At 40.7% G+C, this 24306-nt stretch carries 22 protein-coding genes; 3 read left to right on the top strand and 19 right to left on the bottom strand.

Features of this window, described 5'->3' with window-relative positions; all coding sequences use genetic code 11:
* Positions 1-45: 45 nt before the first annotated feature.
* The 8 genes from IGI44_RS01375 to IGI44_RS01340 form a co-directional block, all read right to left on the bottom strand.
* The gene (locus IGI44_RS01375) at positions 46-2772 is read right to left on the bottom strand and encodes a YhgE/Pip family protein (RefSeq protein WP_438788886.1); all 2727 of its coding nucleotides are present in this window, start codon (positions 2770-2772) and stop codon (positions 46-48) included.
* A 163-nt stretch (positions 2773-2935) separates the two neighbouring features.
* The gene (locus IGI44_RS01370) at positions 2936-3253 is read right to left on the bottom strand and encodes a hypothetical protein (RefSeq protein ID WP_438785950.1); all 318 of its coding nucleotides are present in this window, start codon (positions 3251-3253) and stop codon (positions 2936-2938) included.
* A gap of 1 nt (position 3254) precedes the next feature.
* A complete protein-coding gene (locus IGI44_RS01365) occupies positions 3255-4187 on the bottom strand; it encodes an NADP-dependent oxidoreductase (protein WP_438785949.1) in 933 nt (310 codons plus the stop codon).
* Positions 4184-4642 carry a GNAT family N-acetyltransferase gene (locus IGI44_RS01360; RefSeq protein ID WP_438785948.1) on the bottom strand — a complete coding sequence of 153 codons (459 nt, stop codon included), beginning with the start codon at positions 4640-4642 and terminating at the stop codon, positions 4184-4186. The genes IGI44_RS01365 and IGI44_RS01360 overlap by 4 nt, the downstream gene beginning before the upstream one ends.
* Positions 4643-4792: 150 nt before the next feature.
* Entirely contained in the window at positions 4793-6670 is a 1878-nt protein-coding gene (locus tag IGI44_RS01355; RefSeq protein ID WP_438785947.1) for an ABC transporter ATP-binding protein, read from the bottom strand.
* On the bottom strand, positions 6663-8402 hold the full coding sequence (locus IGI44_RS01350; RefSeq protein ID WP_438785946.1) for an ABC transporter ATP-binding protein: 1740 nt from the start codon (positions 8400-8402) through the stop codon (positions 6663-6665). Before IGI44_RS01350 ends, IGI44_RS01355 begins: the two co-directional genes overlap by 8 nt.
* 130 nt (positions 8403-8532) lie before the next feature.
* On the bottom strand, positions 8533-10191 hold the full coding sequence (locus IGI44_RS01345; RefSeq protein ID WP_438785945.1) for a MutS-related protein: 1659 nt from the start codon (positions 10189-10191) through the stop codon (positions 8533-8535).
* Positions 10192-10283: 92 nt separating this feature from the next.
* Positions 10284-11738, bottom strand: a complete 1455-nt coding sequence (locus IGI44_RS01340) for a helix-turn-helix domain-containing protein (protein ID WP_438785944.1) — start codon at positions 11736-11738, stop codon at positions 10284-10286.
* Between the two features lie 243 nt (positions 11739-11981).
* On the opposite strand from IGI44_RS01340, the gene IGI44_RS01335 reads away from it, so the two are divergent.
* Positions 11982-13019, top strand: coding sequence for a sortase domain-containing protein (locus tag IGI44_RS01335; protein WP_438785943.1), 1038 nt, complete (start codon positions 11982-11984; stop codon positions 13017-13019).
* A 22-nt stretch (positions 13020-13041) separates the two neighbouring features.
* Here the strand turns inward: IGI44_RS01335 and IGI44_RS01330 are convergent, their stop codons facing one another.
* From IGI44_RS01330 to IGI44_RS01280, 11 genes are all read right to left on the bottom strand, one after another.
* Positions 13042-13257: a hypothetical protein gene (locus IGI44_RS01330; RefSeq protein WP_438785942.1), complete on the bottom strand. Its 216-nt coding sequence runs from the start codon at positions 13255-13257 to the stop codon at positions 13042-13044.
* Positions 13241-13549, bottom strand: coding sequence for a helix-turn-helix domain-containing protein (locus IGI44_RS01325; protein ID WP_438785941.1), 309 nt, complete (start codon positions 13547-13549; stop codon positions 13241-13243). Before IGI44_RS01325 ends, IGI44_RS01330 begins: the two co-directional genes overlap by 17 nt.
* Positions 13550-13810: 261 nt before the next feature.
* The gene (locus tag IGI44_RS01320; RefSeq protein WP_438785940.1) at positions 13811-14182 is read right to left on the bottom strand and encodes a type II toxin-antitoxin system PemK/MazF family toxin; all 372 of its coding nucleotides are present in this window, start codon (positions 14180-14182) and stop codon (positions 13811-13813) included.
* Positions 14183-14217: 35 nt separating this feature from the next.
* Positions 14218-15345 carry an alanine racemase gene (gene alr, locus IGI44_RS01315; RefSeq protein WP_438785939.1) on the bottom strand — a complete coding sequence of 376 codons (1128 nt, stop codon included), beginning with the start codon at positions 15343-15345 and terminating at the stop codon, positions 14218-14220.
* 19 nt (positions 15346-15364) lie between these two features.
* Entirely contained in the window at positions 15365-15715 is a 351-nt protein-coding gene (gene acpS, locus IGI44_RS01310) for a holo-ACP synthase (RefSeq protein WP_016179518.1), read from the bottom strand.
* Between the two features lie 146 nt (positions 15716-15861).
* Complete coding sequence (cshA, locus tag IGI44_RS01305; RefSeq protein WP_438785938.1) at positions 15862-17412, bottom strand: degradosome RNA helicase CshA; 1551 nt, start codon at positions 17410-17412, stop codon at positions 15862-15864.
* 331 nt (positions 17413-17743) lie between these two features.
* On the bottom strand, positions 17744-19099 hold the full coding sequence (locus IGI44_RS01300; RefSeq protein WP_438785937.1) for a UDP-N-acetylmuramoyl-tripeptide--D-alanyl-D-alanine ligase: 1356 nt from the start codon (positions 19097-19099) through the stop codon (positions 17744-17746).
* A 166-nt stretch (positions 19100-19265) separates the two neighbouring features.
* Positions 19266-20330, bottom strand: a complete 1065-nt coding sequence (locus IGI44_RS01295; protein ID WP_438785936.1) for a D-alanine--D-alanine ligase — start codon at positions 20328-20330, stop codon at positions 19266-19268.
* A 99-nt stretch (positions 20331-20429) separates the two neighbouring features.
* Positions 20430-20879: a YaiI/YqxD family protein gene (locus IGI44_RS01290; protein ID WP_438785935.1), complete on the bottom strand. Its 450-nt coding sequence runs from the start codon at positions 20877-20879 to the stop codon at positions 20430-20432.
* Positions 20863-22209, bottom strand: coding sequence for a hypothetical protein (locus IGI44_RS01285; RefSeq protein ID WP_438785934.1), 1347 nt, complete (start codon positions 22207-22209; stop codon positions 20863-20865). Before IGI44_RS01285 ends, IGI44_RS01290 begins: the two co-directional genes overlap by 17 nt.
* 17 nt (positions 22210-22226) lie before the next feature.
* Entirely contained in the window at positions 22227-23126 is a 900-nt protein-coding gene (locus tag IGI44_RS01280) for a metallophosphoesterase (RefSeq protein WP_438785933.1), read from the bottom strand.
* Positions 23127-23307: 181 nt separating this feature from the next.
* Between IGI44_RS01280 and IGI44_RS01275 the strand changes: the two genes are divergently transcribed.
* Positions 23308-23709 carry a hypothetical protein gene (locus tag IGI44_RS01275; protein ID WP_438785932.1) on the top strand — a complete coding sequence of 134 codons (402 nt, stop codon included), beginning with the start codon at positions 23308-23310 and terminating at the stop codon, positions 23707-23709.
* Positions 23710-23744: 35 nt separating this feature from the next.
* Positions 23745-24290, top strand: coding sequence for a TIGR00730 family Rossman fold protein (locus tag IGI44_RS01270; protein ID WP_438785931.1), 546 nt, complete (start codon positions 23745-23747; stop codon positions 24288-24290).
* Positions 24291-24306 lie beyond the last annotated feature (16 nt).

Below are 24306 nucleotides of genomic sequence, written 5' to 3'. Positions count from 1 at the left end.
TTTGTTGTTTAAAGTAGCGAAATTAGCCAAGAAAGCTTTTGCTTATTAATGGAAAATTTTGCTTTCATGAGCGACTTTCGTCAGCTTCGTCAAATGCGGTTGCAGCACTGGATAAACCCAAGTTCCCAAGATACCAAATACGATAAACAGCACGATCATGATAATGATATCGCCTGTCGCATTTGGCCAGTAGATTCCGCCGGCACTCTCACGCAATAAGTTAACGGCGTGAGTGAATGGCAGCCACGGATTGACCGCTTGGAAGAACTTGCCTGATACTTGGATCGGATAGTTCCCGCCCCCGCCGGAAATGGATAGCACGAGGATGATGATCGCGATCCCTTTTCCGACCGTTCCAAAGAGCGCGACCAATACATAAACAATCATCATAAAGGCTAAGGCTACTAGAACAGCAAAGAGAACACTATACACTGGATTCTTCACATAAACGCCTAACAAGAACATATTTCCTAATGTAACAATCAAGGCTTGCCCAACACTGACCACTAAATAAGTCAGCATCCGTGCGCCAAATTGTTCACGTTTCGTGTATTTGCCACGATCTTTCTTGTCTAAGAAGAAGTCTGTGGTCGTAACACTAGAGAATAGTACCGCACCAACCCATAGACACAAGGCAGTGTAGAATGGGGTGCTAGCTGAACCGTTATTGGCGATTGGGTACATCGTATTCGTTTGTAAATCTACCGGAGTCGTGAAGAAGTCACTTTCCTTTTGTGCATCCAACTTCAATAGCTTCAAGACCTGACCGAAGTCGATCGTCTGATCCCCTTGTTGAATCGCATTCGCTGCTTTTTGAATGCCTGCGCGTAACGTTGGGTAATCATTTTTGATTAAATCAGTTGCGAGATTTAATGCACTTTCAACTTCTGGCATCTTCTCATTAGCTACTTTTAAACCACCTGTTAAATCTTTTTTAACTCCTGGCCAATCATTTTGGATAAAGTTTGCAGCCAACCCTAATTTTTGTTCAACTACAGGCAATTCATTATTGTAGAGATCTGCTCCTGTATTAATTCCATTAACAATCTCGTTCATGTGTCCGTTCAATAATACATTCGCATCATGAACCTCTTGACCAATTGCCGGCATTTGTTTTTGATATTTTTCTAAGAAAGTGATCGCATTGCTGACAGTTCCTTCTGTCGAATTCAATAAGGAAGCAAAATCAATTTGTTGCGCTTGATTCAATACACCTTGAGCCGTCGTGATTGTATTGATTAATTTATCAAGAATCGTGCTGACAGTTTGGCCAACTTCTTCGGCGTTAATGCTGTTTACTAAATTGGCAACATTTTTAGCAGCAGCTTGGACTTGCCGCAAGAACTCTTTCGCTTGATCAATATTACCACTTTGAATAGCATTGTTCAGATCACTTAAACGACCATTCAGATTCTCCAACGCTTGCTTGGCACTGGTAAGCATCGATAAAATATTCGCAAGCTTTTGGCTAGCATCCGTATCACCATTCTTATCTGCCAAATCCTTCATATTCTGGACTAAGCTAGTTACAGAATCAATTGCCGCTTGCTGATCTTTATTGCCTTGTATAAAGCTATTAATCAATTGGCTTAAATTATCTTTTTCTTCTTGACTTAATTGATTATCCTCAAGAGCAGTTTGCAAAGAAGCTGCTAAAGAATCAGTCGTCTCCGCCACCTGTCCAATCGCCTGCAACGTCACTTGCACACTGCTGGAAATACTTGGAATCGCTGATTTTAATTGTTCTGCACCATTTTTAGTGGTTGCAGCAAAATCATCTGCTTGATTGCCAAGCTTTTGAATATCTGGCAAAATCGTTTGAACTTGATGAATAATATTCAAGCCCTGTTTCGCTTCATTAATCCCATCATTCATGGTTTTTTCAATTTCAGCAAAGTCATTATCGACTTGTGCTAGCTGATTTCCTGCTTGTTGAATTTCTGGAATCTTTTGTTGTAGAGTCAAAATAACGCTCGCTTGCCGTTTGATTTCCGGCATTTTTTGATTCAATGCAATCAACTTTTGTCCCATCTCATCAACTTGCGGTATATATCCTTGAATCTCATTCGCCTTGGCTAATTTTTCTTTCAGTTCTGGCAACTTGCCTTGAACTTCAACAACTTCCTGCGTGTACTTATCGATTTCACCTAAATTATCATTCGTCGTCAGTATCAAATTTTTAACCTTATTAATACTAACTAAGTTAGCATCGATGTCATAACCAATTTCATTAAATACCTTCAACAGTGTGGAGCTTGCTGTCTTAATAAACTCCTGACTGATCTCAGTTTGGATTGATCCAGCACCCTTATCAGTAATCTTTGGGGCAATGGCATTAATTTTTTGGTTCAGATAATATTCGATCTTAGGTTTTTTGATGTCTCCTGAGGTAAAACTCAATAAATCTTTGGAAAATTCTTTTGGCAAATAGATCCCTGCGTAGTATTTTCCTGATCGAACACCCTCAACAACTTGCTTTTTCGAATCGACAAAACGCCAACCGAGCTGTTTGTTTTCGTGCAAATTTTTAATCACCTGGTCTCCGATTTCAACGTCTTTGTCTTGAAATTTCGCACCAGTATCAGCACTGTAAACAGCAATCGGTAATTCTCCTGTATTGGAATAAGGATCCCATAAAGCTTTGATGTTGAACCAAGCGTAAAGGGAGGGAATGATGACCAATGCAGCCATCAATAAAATGGCAATCGGATTTTTAAAAACACGACGCCAATCTAATAGGAACAGTTGCCATGTGTGTTTAAGAGATTGAATAACTTTCATTGATTTCACCTACTATTTTTTCTCGCTGAATTAATGTAGCATGGAATTTCGGCTAATTTCAATTCTAGTGAGTCTCTGAAATCACCTTTTTTGACATTCCTTACAATTTGTCATAATTGTATCCCTTTTCACCTGCGAAATGCTAAAGAAATGCTTAAAGACTAAGTTTCTTGGCTTCGATAAAGCGATTTAATAGTTGATCGGTCAATACATCTAACCTATCCGCATCATCTTTTTCCGAAAGGGTCAAAATTGGGGTTGCTTCTACATCTCGCAGACGAATGGGTCGAACTAGATTTCCTTCTTGGCGCAGTGTTATCTCTGGATGCGGATTTTTATCCCCACATGGTCCAGCTACTAGATATGCCAACTGATAGCCCTCTTCAACTTCACGCAAGCGGTAATATCCGTCCGCTAAATCCTCTGTTCCCTCAAAATTCGCTTTTACTACTAACCATTTCTGTTGATTCATTTTAATCCGCCTTTTTTATAATGATTTTTCCAGCTGATGGGTGCCCTTCTAATTTTTCATGAGCAGAGATTACACTAGTCAAAGCAAATGGCAGCACGTCAGCAACGTTCACCTGTATTTTATCAGCTAACTCTGTAAATGCTGTTAATGCTTCAAAGTCAGAATAAGTTTTCGATGGTCCGAAAGATAAATAATTCCCATTCTTCTTTTGTTCACTAGGCAAATTGTTTAACGCAACAAAATTCCCGCCAGTCTTCATAATTTCCATTCCCGCTTCACCAGCTCGCCCACCTTTGGTTGCATCAATGACTGTATCTGCTTGATCCGCGAAAGCTGCCCCCGCATCCGCCTCATCATAAGCAACAAATTCGTCTGCTCCTAACTGGCGTACCAGTCCTTCATTTCGCTTAGAAGCAGAAGCTAAAACTACTTTTCCTTGTTCCTTTAAAAATTGCACGAGCAATGAACCCACAGCGCCTGAAGCACCTTGTACCATTACCGTCTCCCCAATTTTATCTCCTAATAAATGAGTGACCAAATTATAAGTGGTTAACCATGGCGTTACGCCTCCCGCCGCTACTTCCCACGACATAGTCAATGGTTTTTTGACAATCTTTTTACTAGGCACAACCACTTCTTCACCATATGTTCCGCCGACCGCATGAACAATTACTTCATCGCCAACTTTGACATGAGTCACTTCGCTGCCCACCTCAGTCACAATTCCAGCGCCGTCATTACCTAAGACGTAAGGGAATTTCAATGTTCGAAAATCCCGCATCGCTCCCTGACGTAACGCGACATCATAGGGATTGATCGCAAAAGCCAGTAATTCTACCCGGACATGTGTTTCATCGACTGGACGCGGTTCTGCTTCGATTTCGATGAATACCTCTTTAGCTAGTCCATAATCCTTGATTGCAAAACGTTTCATTTTTCTACATCCTCTCTGATGAAAATCATTGGTTGAAAACGAATTCCTGAGACTGTTTTTTCATCGTCATTACGTTGAAAGCCCAGTCTTTCATAAGCTGGTACTGCATACGGGGAAGAATTAACAGTCAATTGCTTAGGTGACAGCTCTGAGAGCATTGCTTGATACATTCCCTTAGCAATTCCTTGACGATGATGATCTTCGTCTACAAAGAGCAACGCCACATGCTTCGCGGAGCGAATTGCTAAAATCCCGATGAGTTGTTGATTAATCCTAGTACCCCAAAGCTGTAGCTGGTTCGTTGCAAACTCCTTTTCCAGCTCCTCATCTAAATACGCCATAAAGTGAGCAACACCCTCCTCCGAATAATCCGGTGCCTCAAATTGCATGAATACTTTCTTAATTAGCACTTTAGCTTCCGATAAAACGGATGAATCCAAACGTGAAATTTTCATCGGCACACCCTCGCTTCTTTTCTCGAAATCTTTATTTTATTGTAACGATTATCATTCATTTATTCCAATTAAACCCTTCTAAACCATTTTTCTAAAGCGGACATACGTCAAAAAAAGCGTGCCTCACCTAAGCAAGACACGCCTTTACAATTAATCTAATTCGACTTTCCCAGTGTATAACTGGTAATACATGCCGCCTTCTGCCAAAAGACTTTCATGATCCCCACGTTCAATGATCCGACCATGATCCATTACCATGATGACATCGGAATTTTGAATCGTGGATAGGCGATGGGCGATCACAAATACGGTCCGACCTTCCATCAAGCGATCCATTCCCGATTGAACAATACTTTCAGTTCGAGTATCAATACTTGACGTGGCCTCGTCCATGATCATGACAGGCGGATCAGCAATCGCTGCTCGGGCAATGGCCAATAACTGCCGCTGGCCTTGTGACAGACCCTCACCGTCACCAGTAATGACCGTCTCATATTTCTCCGGCAAGTGCTGAATAAACATATCGGCATTCGACAATTTTGCTGCTTGGTAAACCTCTTCATCAGTTGCGCTCAGATTCCCGTAACGAATGTTTTCTTTCACCGTCCCGGTAAATAAATGGGTGTCTTGTAACACAATCCCTAGAGAAGAACGCAGGGAATTCTTTTTGATCTTCTTAACATTCACACCATCATAACGGATTTTTCCTTCTTGAATATCATAGAAACGATTAATCAAATTTGTGATGGTCGTCTTGCCAGCGCCGGTCGCTCCAACAAAAGCAACTTTTTGCCCTGGCTCTGCATATAAATTGATATCATGCAACACTAGCTGATCGTCGTTGTAGCCAAAGTTGACATCTTCAAAGCGTACGTCACCGGTCAAGCGAACATATGAGATGGTTCCATCCTCATGGGGATGTTTCCATGCCCAAATGCCCGTTCTCTCCTTAGTTTCAATTAAGTCGCCATTGACTTCCTTTACATTCACCAACGTGACATACCCATCATCAACTTCTGATTCTTCATCTAATAATTGGAAAATACGATCAGCACCTGCTAATGCCATGATGACAAAATTGATCTGCTGAGAAATTTGACTGATTGGTCCATTTAATGAACGGCTCAACTGTAAGAAGGAAGCAATCATTCCGACTGTCAAAGCCGAAACACCGTAAACTGCGAATAATCCGCCAATGATCGCTACTAATACATATTGGATGTTTAAAAGGTTCATCATAATCGGCATCAACGTATTTGCCGTCGCATTCGCCTTGGCCGCACTTTCCTGCAGCTGATCATTGATTACATCAAATTCCTTCATCGCTGTCTCTTCATGGTTGAAGACCTTCACAACTTTTTGTCCGTGCATCATTTCTTCAATATAGCCGTTCACCTTTCCCAACGAGCGCTGCTGCTCACCAAAATAACGACCACTGCGGTGAGTAATAAAACGCAGCATCACGAACATCAGCGAAACGGAGACAATGACAAAACAAGTCAAGGGAATACTTAACGAGAACATCGCGACAAAAACAGAGACAAAGGTTACTAACGCCATCATCAAATTAGGGATACTTTGTGAGATCATTTGTCGCAAGGTGTCGGTATCATTGGTAAAATGGCTCATGATATCACCATCAGCGTTTGAATCAAAATAACGCAATGGTAATGTCTCTAAATGATTAAACATTTGATCACGGATTTTTTTCTGTGTACTTTCAGATACTTTTACCATGATTAAGTTATAGGATAAAGTTCCAATAATTCCTACCACATAGATCAAAGCCATGGTCAAAATTGCTTTTAATAAACCGGTAAAATTCGGATTGCTTTGACCAACCAGCGGTGTGATATAGTCATCAATCACGACTTGTAAAAATAACGATCCCCGTACATTGGCAAAGGCGCTAATCAGGATCATGAAAAAGACAATAATTAATTGAATTTTATGTTCCTTTGCCATGATTTTTAATAGGCGTCTGATCGTTTTGCTTGGATTGGATTTAGGTGCTGGACGTTTATTCATCTTGTTCACCAAATCCTTTCTGTTGAGAATCAAAGACTTCTTGATAAATCACATTACTTTCTAACAATTCATCATGTGTCCCGATACCATTGATTTTTCCATCATCTAAAACAATAATACGGTCCGCATCCTGAATTGAACTAACCCGTTGGGAAATAATAAAGGTGGTTGTGCCAGGTATTTCTTTGGCCAAACCTTCACGAATCGCACGATCCGTTTTTGTATCTACCGCACTGGTAGAATCGTCCAAGATCAAAATTTTCGGCTTCTTTAATAATGCTCGGGCAATGGTCAGCCGTTGCTTTTGTCCGCCGGAGACATTATTTCCACCTTCAGAAATCATTGTGTCATATTTATTGGGAAACTCTTGGATAAAGGAATCCGCTTGCGCGATTTCCGATGCACGAAGGACTTCCTCATCTGACGCATCGGCATTCCCCCAGCGCAAATTATCAGCAATCGTTCCGCTGAACAACACGTTATTTTGCAGTACCATGCCGACCTGATCACGCAAGGTTTCTAAGTCATAATCTCGCACGTCATGTCCACCCACTTTAATCTCGCCGTGCGTCACATCATAAAGTCGTGGAATCAGTTGCACTAGACTGGATTTCGAGCTACCCGTTCCGCCGACAATTCCGATCACTTCGCCAGACGCAATGTTTAAATCGATGTTTTCTAAAACTAACTTATCCATGTCATCTTTATAGCTGAAGCAAACGTTGTTAAATTCCACAGAACCATCTGGAACTTCCATCAATGGGTTATTGCCGTTTTTCAGATCGCTTTCCTCATTTAACACTTCAGTAATCCGTTCAGCAGAAGTACGAGCGATCATCAATTGAACAAAGGTCATAGACATCATCATCAAGCTCATCAAGATCTGCATGGTGTAGTTGAACATACTGACCAATTCACCGGTCGATAGATTGCCCTTATTCACGATCAACTCTGCTCCTAACCAAGAAAGCAGTAGCATACACGTATAAACCGCCACTTGTAAAAGCGGCATATTGAAGGCCACAATTCGTTGTGCTTTAGTAAAATTGTCAAAGACCATTTGTGAAACACGACTGAATTTTTCTTCCTCATGTTCTTCACGAACATACGATTTCACCACACGAATTCCTTGCAGATTTTCATGCACGACATTATTCAAACGATCATACGTCCGAAAAACTTTTTCAAACAATGGATGCGCAAAACGAATAATCAGTCCCAATCCAACGATCATGATGGGTACGATTACCAAATAGATCATTGATAGCTCACGATTGATATGAAAGGTCATTACCAAAGAAAAAATCAAGATCAATGGCGAACGAACCAAGATCCGAATCACCATTTGATAAGCATTCTGAACATTCGTCGTATCAGTTGTCAGCCGAGTAATCAAACTCGAACTCGAGAAGCGGTCAATATTGGAGAACGAAAAACTTTGAATTCGTTCAAATAAATTGTGACGCAGATTTTTCGCAAAACCTGCTGAAGCAATGGCGGCTGTCCGTCCCCCCAATGTTCCCATTGCTAGCGCAAATAGAGCACACAAAAAGAGCAAACCGCCATAACGTAAAATCGTATTCGTATCACTTTTTTCGATTCCGTTATCAATCAGCCCAGCCATAATCAAGGGCATGATCACGTCCATCAAGACTTCTCCCATCGTAAATAGGGGTGTCTGTAGACTTTGTTTCTTATATTCACCGACATTTGCCAGTAATTTTTTTAGCATCTAGTCACGTCCTTTCATTAAATAAGTGCTTATTCCAGTATAGAGATTTTTTTTCAAAAGTTCTAATGAATTCACCCATTTTTCATAAAAAAAGAACCCTCACAATGTCAGAAGGATTCTTTCTGCTTATTTATGCCTTGCGATCAATGGTCATCCAGGTTCGCTGCTCATCAAAGCAACGAGCCTCTTTCTGAGCCTGAGTCACAATTTTTTCTGGATAATCCATCACTTTTAACAGAGCAATGGCATTTCGTGTAACTGCCGGTCCTTGCTTCAGCACATAATCAAATGTAATCCCCTGCTCTTCCGTCACCGTTTCTTCAAAATGCACATTGTCGCAATAATTCTTTAATATCTCAGTCAGTTCAATGTCATGGGTCGCCACAAAACTCAAACTTGGATACCCCGCTAACCAAGTGACTACACTGGAAGAAGCCGCGATCCGCTCAATCGTATTTGTTCCCTTCAATATTTCATCAATAAAGCAATAGCAACGTTCCCCTTTTTCCACTTGTTTCAGTAATCGCTTGATTGATTTAATTTCAGCCACGAAATAACTATCTCCTGCTAAAATATCATCTTCTACCGCCATGGAGGTTAAGACATGGCCTGGTTGTAAAGTAAACTGCTCTGCAATTGCTGTATTAATCGTTTGTGCTAGTATCGCGCTGATGGCGATACTCTTGACATAGGTTGATTTCCCGGAGGCATTGGAGCCAGTAACCAGTGTATCTTGTTGCCAATCAACAGGGTTAACTACGGCGTAATCAACCAGCGGATGATAGATATCTTCCGCTTGGACTCCGCCTTCAGTAAAGGTCGGCTGACAGCTTACTGGAAAATAGGTACGAAAATTTAGTACCGCCGCAGCGACTTCCATTTCTCCTAAAACCTTCCACAAGTTGATTGCTTCTTGATTGTGTTTACTCAATCGTGTAATCACAAAATTATACGCAATAAACGGAATCATAAAGATCAAATTGAGATATTCAAACAGGATATCTCCTTCACTATTGCTCTTAACTCTAAAAGAAAATCCCCATCTAGCAATCGCTTTTAAGGGCATCAAGTTTTCTCTAATTTCCGCTTGCCGCGGCGAAGAAATCTTACTTAATTGATTGGCCAGAGAAATCGATTGAACCAGATAGCGCATACTTTCTAGTTCTGTTTCTAAATTTGCTTTTTTAATCATGTAGAAAATAACATTGAACAGAATGGACCCTAATAAGAAAAGAAGCCCCAGAGGTCCTAAAAACATGAGCAAAATCAAGCTGATCAACGGCAATACACCTAACAGAACGTATAGCCATAAATTCCCCAGTTTTTCTTTTTTTCCATTCGCAATATACTGTTTGGTGAAATTATTATCACGTTTGCCCAAACCAGCAAAGTGAAATTGAATCTTTTCCCTACTTTCGGGATGCGCTTCATAAAACTGGATCAATTCCTCCAAATCAGCGGATTGATTAAATTGATAATTTCGCAAACGCTGATACAGTGCTTCTGAACCAATACTGGAGTACGTTCCATTTATTAACTCAAAAACGTTTTGCATATTTAAATCGTACCACGTAAGATCATCGACTTCACTATCCCAGTCGTGAAATTGCTTTTCGATCTGCCAAGCAGTTTTCAAACTTTCTTCTTTGTCTAGTTGGGATTGTCGTGGGATTTTCCCCCATTGCGCGCGCACGCGCTGACGCAGTTTGATTTGAGAAAAAACATCGAGAACTACAAAAAATACGGCGGCGATTAAAATAATTATACCTGCTAAGAGTTGGGGATTCATTGGCTGCTCCTTAGAAATTGATAGTCCAAGTTTAACGGAATTTCTACATAATGAAAACCTCAAAGAAAAAAGAAGACCAAAAAAGCAGCCTTCTAACGAATTTCTTTTACATAGGAGCCGATAGAGGATAAATCACTTTCTGTTAAAAAATCATCGACAATTTTTAAATTACTATAAGAATAATTTTTGATTGGGTAATTCGCGACAACTAAATCATAGTCCATAAAACTTTCATCGTGTTCAAAGTCTAACGCAGAACCTTCATGAGTCTCAATCACTACCCGATAATAAAAGCGGCTTCGAATCAGCTCAGCAATCATTTTTGCATGACTCTCTCCTGAATCACTCACCACAAAAATCTTTACTTTTGCTGCATGTTCATCCAACGAGCGCGCCAACCCCTCCCATTCTTTAAACAAGATTTGAACCACTGAGAAATAAAACTGACTAAACCAAGGATCGCCAGTCCTTCGTTCAATCCGTAGCAATAATTGATGGACATACTTCGTAAAATGCGGGTATTGTACCTTCGCATTTCGCGAAAAATACGCCGCTGAATCAAATAAGATCGACCTCGGATAGGGCCAAACTTGATAAGCCGTCTGGACCTGTAATAATTTTTGTAGCAAGCTTTTTCGTCGATTCTCTGATAATGGCAGATCGTAGACCGTTTCTAATTGTTCTAAAAACTTTTCTAAATGACCTAAAGTAGCCTGACAGCTTGGATCAAAACGTGTAAGAAAACAAGGGCAAAACAAACTATTTGCGACATCATAATACCAGTGCTCCGTCACTATGTAGTTTGTATCTCGAACGATTCGATCAGCTTCGGGACGTAATGTCAAAATTTGATTAATCATTGATGGATTCAAATTAAACTTCTCACGGCTTGACAGTTGAAACCCCTGCGAAGTTCTCGTAATAATTACTGCCAACAAGTAACTACTTTCCAGAATTTCACGATCATTATAGCTAATGTCAAAAGACCGATTCGCCGTTTTAATGAACTGAAGCATTTTATCCCGTTTTAAATCAAACGGCCATTCGTTCACGCCGTACTTTTCTAAAAACAATTGCACATAAAAGACACGGACCCAACGCTCCTTTTTAGCTGTAATCCGGAATGGTCTGCGTTCAAGTACCAAGCCCTTTTCCCCTAAAACCTTATCAAGCTGTTTGATCATTCGATAAAAGGTCGCTTCGCTGATATAAAGATCATTAATCCAATAGTCCATATCCTCATTTGGCTGGAAAAAGAGTCGTTCTAAAAAGATAAATGCCTCAGATTCATCCATCAAATTCCTAGCTAACTGTCGCGTTTTATTATGAAGGGCATCGTTTAGTCTTAAACCATTCGTACGGGAGTACTCAATCCCAACATGCTCACCCCAAAGATTATTGATTGCATCCACATCCGATAAAATCGTTTTCACCGAACATTCCAACAAATCTGCAATCATTTCTGGATTTTGCCAGCCTATCAAATCTCTTAATACCCCAATGATAGCCAAACGTCGCTGTGTTGTATTTTTAAGTAATCTCCTCACAAAAGTAGCCTCCTCAATCAATTGTCACTATTCTTCAAATCGAATATTCATTTTTAATTTTTTGGATTATAACATCCTTTGGTCATTATATCATAAAATAACCATTTAAAAGTGGAAAAATATTGATATTTATCTAACTAAAATCCACAAATAACAACTAAATTTAAATATTACGTTATTTTTATTTTTTATTATTGATTCATGCTTTATCATTTAAGTAAATCAGAAAAAGGGGTGCTTTCAATGAACTCATCGATGAGAAGGCGATTGATTTTTTCCGATGTTATTGTATGTCTTTTCTTTCTATCTACTCTGATCATTTTTTCCACTATTTCTGACGCTCAGTCTCAATCCAAAAGGGAAACACACGAAAGCCAAGTAAGGATTTATGGTGAAGACAAAATTACGATTACCGTTAATGACTCATTTAATCCCAACCAATATTACAAAGCTGTTGGTGAAGACCACCGCCCCGTTCAACTAAATTACACCAACATTAACACTAGCAAACCTGGGCGCTACGCCTTAATCTTATCCGCAAAGAACAAACAAGATTATGACAAAAGAACCGTTCTGATCATCGTTGAGGAAAAGAAGCCTGTTCAGAAGTCCGCAGAGGAAAATAAAACATCGCCAAGTCAACCGTCAGCCTCCTCTTCAAAAGCAATGACACCTGAAGCAACCACAAGCTCAAACCAACAAGCAACAGCAAATTCATCAACCAAAACACCACAATCAACAACGGAAGAAACGCAAGAGACGTCACCTCAACAAGTCCCTGTCGAAGCCGTACCTGCCCAAGAAACGCAACAAGCTGCAGCCGAACAAGTCAATCCAACAGTTGAAGCCCCTGTTCCACAGACTCCTGTAAAACAACCCAATCAAATCACTCTTTTAGGAACCACTATTCCGTATCAAAATGCTGGACAAGGCAGCGGTCAAGGAATCATTAATGGCGGCTCCGTCGCAGCTACTTGGGGCGGCAATCCGATACAATCAGGTACAGACAATCAAAATACTCATTTTATCGGACATAATCCAGGTGTCTTTTCACCGATCCTTTCCTTAGGTAATGGGAGTACCATTACCGTTACAGATAGTGCTGGCAATGCGACCACTTATATAGTAAACGGGCTTATTCAAGTTGACGATAGCGGAAGAGATATTCATTCTGGACAAGACAATTGGGATCAGATCACGTCAGCAGGCGGCGGGGAACGCATTACTTTACAAACCTGTATCACTGATTCTATCAACTTAATCGTTTTTGCACAGGCATAATAAAAACAGGCTGATTTTTCTGTCAGCCTGTTTTTTCCAATCGTTTCTCTAAAATATAGCGAACGACATGTGCAACAATCATGGTTCCAAAAACGATTCCGGTAATTACCTTTATTCCCAATGGTACATACCCTGGTGGTCCAGGAACACCAACCATCGCACCGATCAGCATCAGGCAGAGACCACCTAAATTATAGGTAATTACCAATAGTTTATTGATTTTATGAATCCTCTCCATGGCTTTCTCCCTCCTCAGAGATACGTATTCCGTTAAATGCAATTTTTTCTCTAACATTTTGCGGATCAGCTAGATAATCTAAAAAACTAGGCTTCGCTTGCCCCAAAAGAGCATCAATACTTTTCCGATAAATTTTACTAAGCATAATCAACTGATCGTAATCCGGTGCGCTCTTGTTCAATTCCCACTTCGAAATAGTTTGCGGAGTGACATGCAGAAGCTCGGCAATTTGCTTCTGACTCATTCCTTTCCTTTCCCGAAAATATTTAAGCTTCTCCCCAATCTCGACCATCGTACTCCCTCATCTCTCTTTTCTTTATTTAAATTATACAATGAGAAACTTCAGGTTTACTATGAATCTTAGATAGATGATTCGTTGAAACGCCAAAAAAGAGAGACAACGATTCGTTGTGTCCCTTTAAACGCTTGATGAAACGCAGGATTTCATTAACCAAACCCAATTTTTAGCAAAACTGTCAAATTTTTGAAAAATGCGAACACCAAAAAAGGCGCAGCAATCGCTACGCCTTGATTAAGTCATCTAAAGTTGATTTTATGTAAGATTCGATGTGACAGCTGACATTGTTTCAATGCCAATGCTAATACGCAAAGCTGCATCTACCTCTGCCATCAGACAACGATCTAAATGACAAACCTTTTCCTTCAAACGCGATTTGTCGATCGTGCGAATCTGTTCTAATAGGATCACGGAATCCCGTTCGATTCCGGTGCCGTTTGATTTGATCCCAATATGTGTCGGTAATTTAGGCTTCGCCATTTTTGCCGTAATCGCTGCAATAATGATTGTTGGACTGAAATGATTGCCTAAATTATTCTGGATGACCAACACCGGGCGAATACCCCCTTGTTCCGAACCAATAACTGGCGATAAATCTGCGAAATAGATATCACCACGCTTAACCATAATTCCCCTCCCGAGCTTCGATTTTTTCTCTACACTTACTCTTGATATATTCTTGGCACACGTTCCGAAAGCATACAACAAACCTCATAATGAATCGTTCCTAGATGATCTGCCACATCCTGCATCGTGATCTCTTGTCCATTATTTTTTCCGATCAACGTAACTTTTGTTCCAACCTTGAATTCTCGCGGCAAACGGATCATTAGTTGATCCATGCACACGCGACCAACAATCTCACAAAATTCTCCTTCTACTAACAACGAAAAGCCTTGCATCTTTCGCAACCAGCCATCTGCATACCCAATCGGAATGGTACCGATCCATTCTTTTGCAGGTGTATCATAAGTTTTTCCATACCCGACACCTTCACCGGCAGCTAATTCCTTCACCTGAATCAATTCGGATACTAATTCCATCGCTGGCTTCAACGGGTAGGACTCAGGTAATTCATGACCTGAAGGATTCAAGCCATACATCCCAACGCCGTAACGAATCATATTTCCTGGCATCTCTTGATCATGCCATAGAGCAGTCGCGCTGTTGCTTGAATGCACGTAGCGAGGAAGCTGTTCTAAGGCTTCGATCACGTGGTTAAAGCGCTCCGCCTGTTTATGCCAATAGGTTGTGTCCCTTTCATCCGCCGTCGCGAAATGAGTAAACAACCCCTCCCATACCATATTAGGGGAGGCTTCAATGAATGCAGCCGCCTCTTTGATTTCTTCTGGTGTTAAAAAGCCTAGCCGTCCCATACCAGTATCTGCTTTGATGTGGATTTTTATTGGCGCTGTTGTTTCCTCTAAATCTTTTAGTACTTCCTGCGCTTCCAGCAGCCATTCTTTTGTCGCTACGGTGATTGATAAGTCATAATCAATCACTAATGATAGATAGCTTGGAAAAACAACACTCAATACCAAGATTGGTTCAGTAATCCCTGCTTCTCGTAATTCCATCGCTTCGTCCAATGTCGCCACACAAAAACCTGTTGCACCAACGGATAAAGCTTGTTGCGCAGTAGCTACCGCACCATGTCCATAACCATCTGCCTTTACGACAGCAAATAATTCTACCCCTTTTGGTAATCGATCTATTTCCTTCTTAATGTTCTCTCTCAATGCGTTTCTATGTATAATAGCTCTCGTTGGCCGATGATACGTTACAACCATAAATAAAGTGTCCTTCTTTCTATTCCTCCAGCAATACTTGTGCGATCGCTAGTTCCTCCGTGTGGGTCAAGCTAACAAACACTTTTCCCTGATGAGGTGATTTTGTAAAGGCGGGTGCACCATTATCATCACGTAAAATTTCTAAATCTTGAAAACTGACTTTTCCAATGCCTGTTCCCCACGCTTTAGAAAAAGCTTCTTTGCATGCATACCGTCCTGCTAGAAATTCTACCTGACGATGAGGAGAATGGCTAGCAAAAAGGGTCTGTTCTGCCGGAGTTAATATTCGCTCGACAAAATGCGGACGACGTTCAATGATTTTTGCAACCCGTTCAAGCTCTGTCGCATCAATCCCGATTCCCTTAATCATACGTTCAACCCTTTCAAGTAACATCTTTATTTTACCAAAGACTTCTTTAAATGCTACGATTTTTTTTTAATAATCCATGAAAAGTCCCTCATAATAAGAAAAAAGCCATCAATCAAAAAGATCGATGGCTTTGATAGTTCTGAAAACTAGTCGTTTGAACTTGTGCGAATAACAAACCCGCGTTTTTTATCATTGCTGCGGTTCGTATTTTTATTGTTGCTGCGTGATTTGTTGCCGCCGTAATTTTTATTTTTGTTACGATCACGGTCACCGCCGCGGTCTTTACGGTAGTTGTCTTTTCCACGTCCGCCGCCACGGTTATTTCCACCGCCGCGTTTGCCGCCACGATTGAAGCCGCCTTTTTTATTTGAAGGCAATGGGCGTTCAGGTGTGATTTTCACAGGAACCGCATCAGCAGGATCTTTTGCTGTCGTCTTCAATAATAAAGCAGCCAGTTCCTCTGGTGAATAAGCAGCTAATAATTCTTTTGCTGATTCGTTGTATTTTTCTAGGCTGTCGGAATCTTCCTCCATTTGATTTTGGATTTGTTCCATTGCAGCACCTAGTTGACCTTTAAAGGCTTCTTTTTCGGTTGGTGGACGCATTGGGTTCATGCGTTTTTTCGTCAAGTTTTCGATCACATGCAAGTAGCCCATTTCGTTTGGTGTAACAAACGTTACAGACATACCACCTTTACCAGCACGACCTGTACGGCCGATACGGTGAACGTAGCTTTCTGGATCTTGTGGAATATCGTAGTTGTACACATGTGTAACACCTGAGATATCCAAGCCGCGGGCAGCAACGTCTGTTGCTACTAAAATATCCAAATCACCACGTTTGAATGAACGCAAAACGCTCATCCGTTTTTGTTGTGATAAATCACCGTGGATACCTTCAGCTTTATAGCCGCGAGCTTCTAGGCCGCGAGCCAATTCGTCGACACGACGTTTTGTCCGACCGAAAACGATCGCTAAATCTGGTGTTTGAACATCAAACAAGCGCGTCATAACATCGAATTTTTCGTAATCTTTTGCGCGAACATAATATTGATCGATCAAATCAGCCGTCATTTCTTTGGCTTTGATCTTCACATGTTCTGGTTGTTTCATAAACTTCACGCCGATTTTTTTAATTGCATCAGGCATTGTTGCTGAGAACAACAATGTTTGGCGTTCTGCAGGGACTTTACTGATAATTTTTTCGATATCTTCTAAGAAGCCCATGTTCAACATTTCGTCCGCTTCATCCAAGACTAATGTTTCTACGGTTTCTAATTTCAAGGTGTGGCGATTAATATGATCCAACATCCGGCCTGGTGTTCCCACAACGATATGCGGACGATCCTTCAAGCCACGGATTTGACGACCAATATCTGCTCCGCCATAAACCGCTTGTACGCGAATTTTTTTATCGCGACCTAAGCGAAATAGTTCTTCTTGTGTTTGGATTGCAAGCTCACGTGTTGGTGCGATAACAAGTCCTTGTAAAACATTTTTCGTTGTGTCGATCTTGTTCAACATTGGCAAGCCAAAAGCTGCCGTTTTACCTGTACCTGTTTGTGCTTGTCCGATCACGTCTTTTCCTTCTAAAGCTAACGGAATCGTCTGTTCTTGGATGGGTGTTGCTTCTTCAAAACCTGAGCGTTCGATTGCAATTAGTAGTTCTGGTGCTAAGTTTAGTTCTTTGAATTTCAAATGATATCCTCCTAATGTCTGTTGACCTTATCATTTAGAGCGTATGGTTTGGTATCTGCGTTTGGTCTGCAACTGTCCCTTTAGTTGCCGTCCTTAGCGATACTACCGAAAAACCGCTCCGCGAAGTCAGGCGGAAGGATCATCTCTCACAAAAAGGGGCTGAGACATCATTCAACTGAAAAATGCCCCAACCGCTTCTCAAAATAATTGGTAAGCCAGCGAATCTCCCGCTAGCGAATCTTTAATTTATTAGATGACTCGTTCAATCATTACTTCAATTTCTCGGCAATGGCTAATTTTAGCACAACATTTCGTTTTCTGCAAGTTTTCATTACTTCTGCAATGATTCAACGATTTCGGACAAGCCCATTCCGTTACTGCCTTTCAGAACAATACTGTCATCAGCCTGCAAACTCTTTTTAATGTCTTCTAACATTTGCTGCTTATTCTCTTTATCAAAGTAATGCACCACTAATGATGGATAACGGTCAGCTAATGCTACCTTTAACCCTTTCATTTCATCGCCATATAAAAAGATCTCATGAAAATCTTGGTCATTAATATGTTCTACCATGCTTGTATGCAAGGAGAAGGAGTCATCTCCTAATTCCAGCATATCGGCTAAAACGGCTAAACGACGACCGTCTGTTGGTAATTTTGCAAAGGTGTCCAATACTAAGCCCATGGCTGTTGGATTGGCATTATAAACATCGCTTAAAATGTCTGCACCATTACTAGCTTTCAACCATTGCGTCCGATTTTGCGTCACCTGAACATACGCTAAGCCTTGGAAAATCTCGTCACTATTTAACCCAAACCAGCGACCGATCGCTATCGCAATCAACGCATTTTGTACATTGTAACTACCAGGTAACGGAATTTGATAGCCGTTATCATCCACAGAGAAAACCGTCGCACCTTTACTCTCATTCAGGATCGTAGCAGCTAGCTCCCCTTCTTGGATACCAACTGTTTGAACTGTTTGAGAGAGCGAATTTGTCCGTTCTTCTAATAACGGTTCGTTCGCTGGAATTACCAGCAGACCATCTGAAGCCAAGCCGGTTGTAATTTCCATTTTCGCATCTGCTATTTTTTCTCTTGAGCCCAGGTTTTCAATGTGGGCCTCGCCAATAATCGTGATTGCCGCAACATCGGGCTCAGCCAGCTCAGATAACACACTGATTTCACCGGCGTGGTCCATACCCATTTCCAGAATCAGTTTTTCGGTTCCTTCTGGCATATGTAAAATTGTATAAGGCAAACCGATATCGTTGTTGTAATTCCCTTGTGTTTTATATGTCCGAAACTTTTGGCTAAGGACCGATTCAGTCATATCTTTTGTTGTCGTTTTACCATTCGAGCCTGTAATCGCAATCACATCAGGATTTTCTTCCAGTAAATAATAACTAGCTAGCGCTTGAAAGGCCAGTAATGTATTCTTCACTAAAATGACTGCAATCCCTTCCGGAGCAGTTGCTGGATCGCGGCTCCAAAGTGTTGCTGCCGCGCCATTTTCCATCGCTTTTGCTACAAACTCGTGTCCGTCATTTGTTCCTTGCAGCGGAACAAACAAATCGCCGGCTTTAATTTTACGTGAATCGAATTCGACACCAGTAACGGTCACCTCATTTTCCGCCAATACTTCACCTTGAACGGCTCTGCTGATGATTGTCGTTGTAAAATTCATGGTGTTCCTCCCAAATTTTTGTTTCTGACTTTTGTAAGGCTCCGCGAACCCATTCAATTTTTGAATACTGAATCGGGCACGTTAAGCCGGACGTTAAAAGGAACTTGAGACATCATTCATCTAGAATCATGTCTCAAGTCCTGCTTGTAACTAAACAGTTGCTTGATTATTCAAAACGCGCTTGTTGTTCATAGCGTTTCATTCCTAGTTGAATCAATTCTTCAATTAAGTCACTATACTTTAAGCCCATGTTTTCCCATAATAATGGATACATACTGAATTCAGTGAAACCAGGCATTGTGTTTAACTCATTCAAGAATAATTCGTTTTTGTTTGTCAAGAAGAAGTCGCAGCGACTCAGGCCTGAACCACCTAACATCGTATAGGCTGATTTTGCGAAATCGCGCGCTTTTTGCATAACCTCTTCGGGCACTTCCGCTGGGATGGCCATTTGGATCGTATTATTGATGTATTTGGCATCGTAATCATAAAATGCCTCTTCTTTCACAACTTCACCTGGCAAAGTTGTCCGTACATCGTCGTTTCCTAAGACAGCAACTTCGATCTCACGAGCATCAATCCCTTGTTCGACCAAAGCACGCGAATCGAAACGATACGCTTCTTGAAGCGCATTTTGCAGCTCTTCACGATTTTCAGCACGTGAAATCCCTACACTGGAGCCCATGTTCGCCGGTTTGACAAACATTGGATACAGCAACGTACCCTCGCATTTATCAAAGATTTGTTTTGGATTTTCTTTCCATTGGTTTTTTAAGACTGGAACATAAGGAACTTGCGGGATGCCAGCTGCCTGTAAGATATATTTTGTCATGATCTTATCCATTGCACAGGCACTTGTCATGACACCAGCTCCAACGTAAGGCATATCCAGTGTCTCTAAAAAGCCTTGAATTGTGCCGTCTTCCCCGTTTGGTCCGTGTAAAACTGGGAAAACAATCGCATTGTCCTCTTTAATATCTCCAGGAGCGATCACCTTGCCGCTGAAACCCTCGACTTCATTTCCAGTTGGATCCCAAGTCAAACGCAACGTTTCATCTGTTTCTGGTGCTTCTGCCAATAATGGTCCTTTGACCCACTGTCCGGTTTTATCAATGTAGATAAGCTGTACTTGATAGTAGTCAAAATAGACTGCCGAAATAACTGAAAAAGCCGATAAAATCGCGACATCGTGTTCTGGACTCTTTCCACCATAAAGTAAAATTATTTTCACCTGAGTATCCTCCATTACTTTCTGATCCCTAACATTTTAGCACAAAAATCAAAATCCCCAAAAAGAATTTTACAATTATTACAATGCTTATCATTTAGATTACATCGAAGACGATTGAATCAGGCCTTCCAAAACAACTCTAAAATGCTCACGATCCTCATTTGTAAAAGGCTTAGGCCCTTTCGTTCGCTGTTTGGCTTGACGCATTTTACTCCCGATAAATCGTTGCGTCAATAAGGCATCAATATTCATCTGCGTATATTCTAGTCCCGTCTGATGTAAAACATGGGCTGCTTTTGCTAATGTCAAAGAAGCCAATCCATAATCTTGAGTAACCAAAATATCTGCAGGCTGAATGACTGAAACAATTTTAAAATCAGCTGAATCCGCTCCGCGATCTACATAGATAAACTCCACGAAATCAGGATATTCCTTTTTTGAGTAATGATCAATACTCGTTACAATCACTACTGGTAAGTCAAATTTCTTAGCAACGGTGATTGCCGTGTCTTTCACTGGCGAACCATCGCCATCAATGATCAAACGCATGTTTTCCAACCTTTCCAATCAAGCAAAGACCAATTAATATAAGAATGATCGAAGCAAATTTTACTATGTCCATTGTTGCAAGGATTTCCGACGTATGCAAGGTACGTAGGAAAAATATATCTTTAATTGGTAAGTTTTTTGAACGCAGCGTAATCAGCATTAAGAACATTAAAATAAATTGATGAGTGATACTCCCCTTATTGGAGGTAGAGTACTTCGCCGTCAAGCGTTGTTGTGGTTCAATCGTTTCCGTTTCGTAATACAACCGATTTAACCATGCACTTGTTCCCTTTTGAAAAAAAGTTAAGATAAAAATCGCAAATGGGAACAGCCAACGGATACTTAAGAAGAACAATCCTATTCCTAATCCTACTAGCTGGACAAGCAAGTCATTTTTGAAATAGCTGCGTACTTTTCCAGCTAAAACTAAAGAGCTAATGACTCCCAAAAGATAAGGCAAAAATAAATACATTCCCTGAGCAGCCGTTCCCTTGTATACAGCCACATAGAAGGCACCGAAAAGAAAAATAAAATTACCCATCATCCCATTAAGGAACGTCAAAGCATTTTGCCAAAGGGGCAGCTTCCAACGATCCTTTACTTGATGAACCACAACGACCGCTAGCATAAATATGCCTGCAAATAAAAGAATGGCATAATCCAACAACACTTCATTAAAAAGCAGACGTCCGCTGCGCAATAAAAAAAGCGCTGCAAAGAATAATGTGAACCAAATTAATTCCGAAATAGAAAATACCTGTTTTGTTAATTCCTTGAAGTCCATTTCATAATGTGGATAATGCTTTACAGTGTGATACGCGCAAATAAAATAGAGCGTAACAATACTAGGTACAATTACTGCTTGGACAGATAAAGTGAGTGTCGTTCCTAAAAATAATGGCATTAAAACGATTAGTGCGGCCAAATAGCGGCGACTGCTCATCGTTTGAAACCCTTTCGACTTTTCAAAATAATTCACACTCGTATTTGCTGGCGGCAGCCACGCTGCACTTAATCCTAGAAAGATACTGCCAATCAAGTAGAAAGTAAAATGTAATGCTCCTGTCAAGGTTAAAAAAGAACCAATACCACCGATTAATAGTGAAACCATCAATAACGTATATTGATCAATCGAGCGATACAATCCCCGAATCAAAAAAATTCCTGTCACGCGAAACGTGTAAAATAAAACAAATGGTAGTACGGTAACCGACGAATGCGCGTCGATGATATGCATAAATAATAAATACGGGATGACGATCATTGTATTGGACAATACAAAAGGGGTCGTCTGTGTAAACTGTCGAAAAAAGTTTTTCATTGCTTCCATAAAAAATATCCTTCCAATTAATAAGAAATCAACGTGATTGCTTTTCGAAATTCTTCGATCAAGTGAGCTTCTTTATAGGCAGTAAATGGCGCTTGATGTTTATTCAATAAGCTGCGCATCTTCATCGGGATAAAGACCTCCGCCAAGTGATTATCCAAAACAAAGTCCCTCGTGATTCCCCATTCATAATAGTATCCTAATGGACGACAACTATAGACGGTTCCTTGGATCGTTTGATCCTCAAAACGCCGATGGGTGTGCCCGAACACGACTTGCTGAACATTGGAATAGTGGTCTAATAATTTTCCTAACCCCTGTGAACCTAAAAAAGCATTTAATTTATTCCAAATCTGATACTTTCCATTTAAGTGTACGATGAATTCTTCCTTCGGCACGAAGTGAGTCACTAAAATAACTTGATACTCTTTTTTCGCCAAGTCATCTAAGACCGTACGTAATTCTTCCAAAAGGACTTGATCCACTGTTTGATCATCAGAAAAACGCTCAATAATCCGATCAAACCAATAAATATTCTTGATCGAACGAATTTGCTGGGGATCAGTGAGTTCAGAAAAACCATAATCATACCAGCCATTAAAGCCTAATAATACGGTTTGTTGATTCAAAGGTACGTAGCGCAGATTTAAAAAGTGGCTGTCGGGATAATGTTCGATCATCTGCTCACCTTTAATATTTCCCATTTCATGATTCCCTAAATTAAAGGTCGTCGGCAACCCTCGTGAACGAAAAAAATGATTGATTGCCAATGCCTGATCCATTTTATTGGCCGTATCACCAGCAAAGTGCAAGCGAGTCACTTCGTATTCCTGTAACAGCCCGAAAAGTTTACTCAATTCAGCTTCACCAAAGTGATTGATATCGGCATGTAAATCAGTGATCACTGCTAATTTTCCCATCTAACGGCCTCCTTCTTGGTCTACTTTACACAACTCCTCGCAATAATGCGAGTCAAAAGCTGATTTGACGATTTCGAAATTTAGTGTCTGTGCTATACTTAAATAAGAGAATGTATGTACAACATACAAAATGAACAGAAAACTAATTATTCCATTAAAATGACTAAGGAGGGGAACGTATATGGTTACTTATCACAATTTGCAAACCGATTTATTGCAAGCGCTTGATTTACACATCGATATTTTAAAAGAGGTCGACGATATCGAAAGAGAGGAATTACCAGGGTTCTTATTTATGATGCGAAGCTTGGGGTTCATGCTTGATCGTGCAGCACTCGTATTGGCTTGCGGCGACGACGAGGAAATGTATTATATGATGTTCCAATATTATAGCTTGCTAAAAGAATTGAAATTTAATTTAGCTATGAATTTTCCACATGCGAAGCTTCAAGGCGATCCCTTGATGGATACTGTCAACCGCTTCCCTGACAACTACGAAAAAGAAATGAAAGCGTGGTGGGAAGAAAAAACAGGGTTAACGGTTGAAGAAACCAAGCAAACAATTGAATTGGACGAACATTAATTAGAAATAATCAACTAAAATTAGGAGGCGATCGTGTGCGTATCGCTGTATACTGTGGCGCTCATCTTGGTGCTGATCCTGCCTATCTGGAAGCCGCAAAGAAAATAGGACAATGGATTGTTGAAAACAACTATGAACTCATCTATGGAGGCAGTAAATTAGGCTTGATGGGAGCGGTAGCGGACAGCGTTTTGGCGCGCAACGGAAAAGTAATTGGCATCATGCCAACATTTTTGCAGGATCTCGAACGTGTCCATCCTGGACTCACCAAGATGATTACCGTCAACGATTTGGATGAACGTAAGAAAGCCATGATGCAGCATAGCGATGTCTGTTTGGCTCTACCTGGTGGAGTAGGAACATTGGAAGAAATCAGCGAGGCTTTCTCGTGGGCACGCGTTGGACAAAACAATAATCCTTGTATCTTCTTTGATATAAAAAACTATTATCGACCCTTACAATTATTCTTCGATCAAATGGTCGAGCAAGGCTTCCTGTCAAAGGAAGATCGACAGTTAGTCCTGTTTTCTGAGTCACTGTTCGAAATCGAGACCTTCATTCACGACCATTACACAAAATAAATCCACGCTGCCAAAG

The sequence above is a fragment of the Enterococcus sp. DIV0756 genome (assembly GCF_051710745.1).
GTDB lineage: Bacteria > Bacillota > Bacilli > Lactobacillales > Enterococcaceae > Enterococcus_A.
The sequence above is the reverse complement of the archived record's forward strand: the minus strand, read 5'-3'. Positions and strand labels throughout refer to the sequence as shown.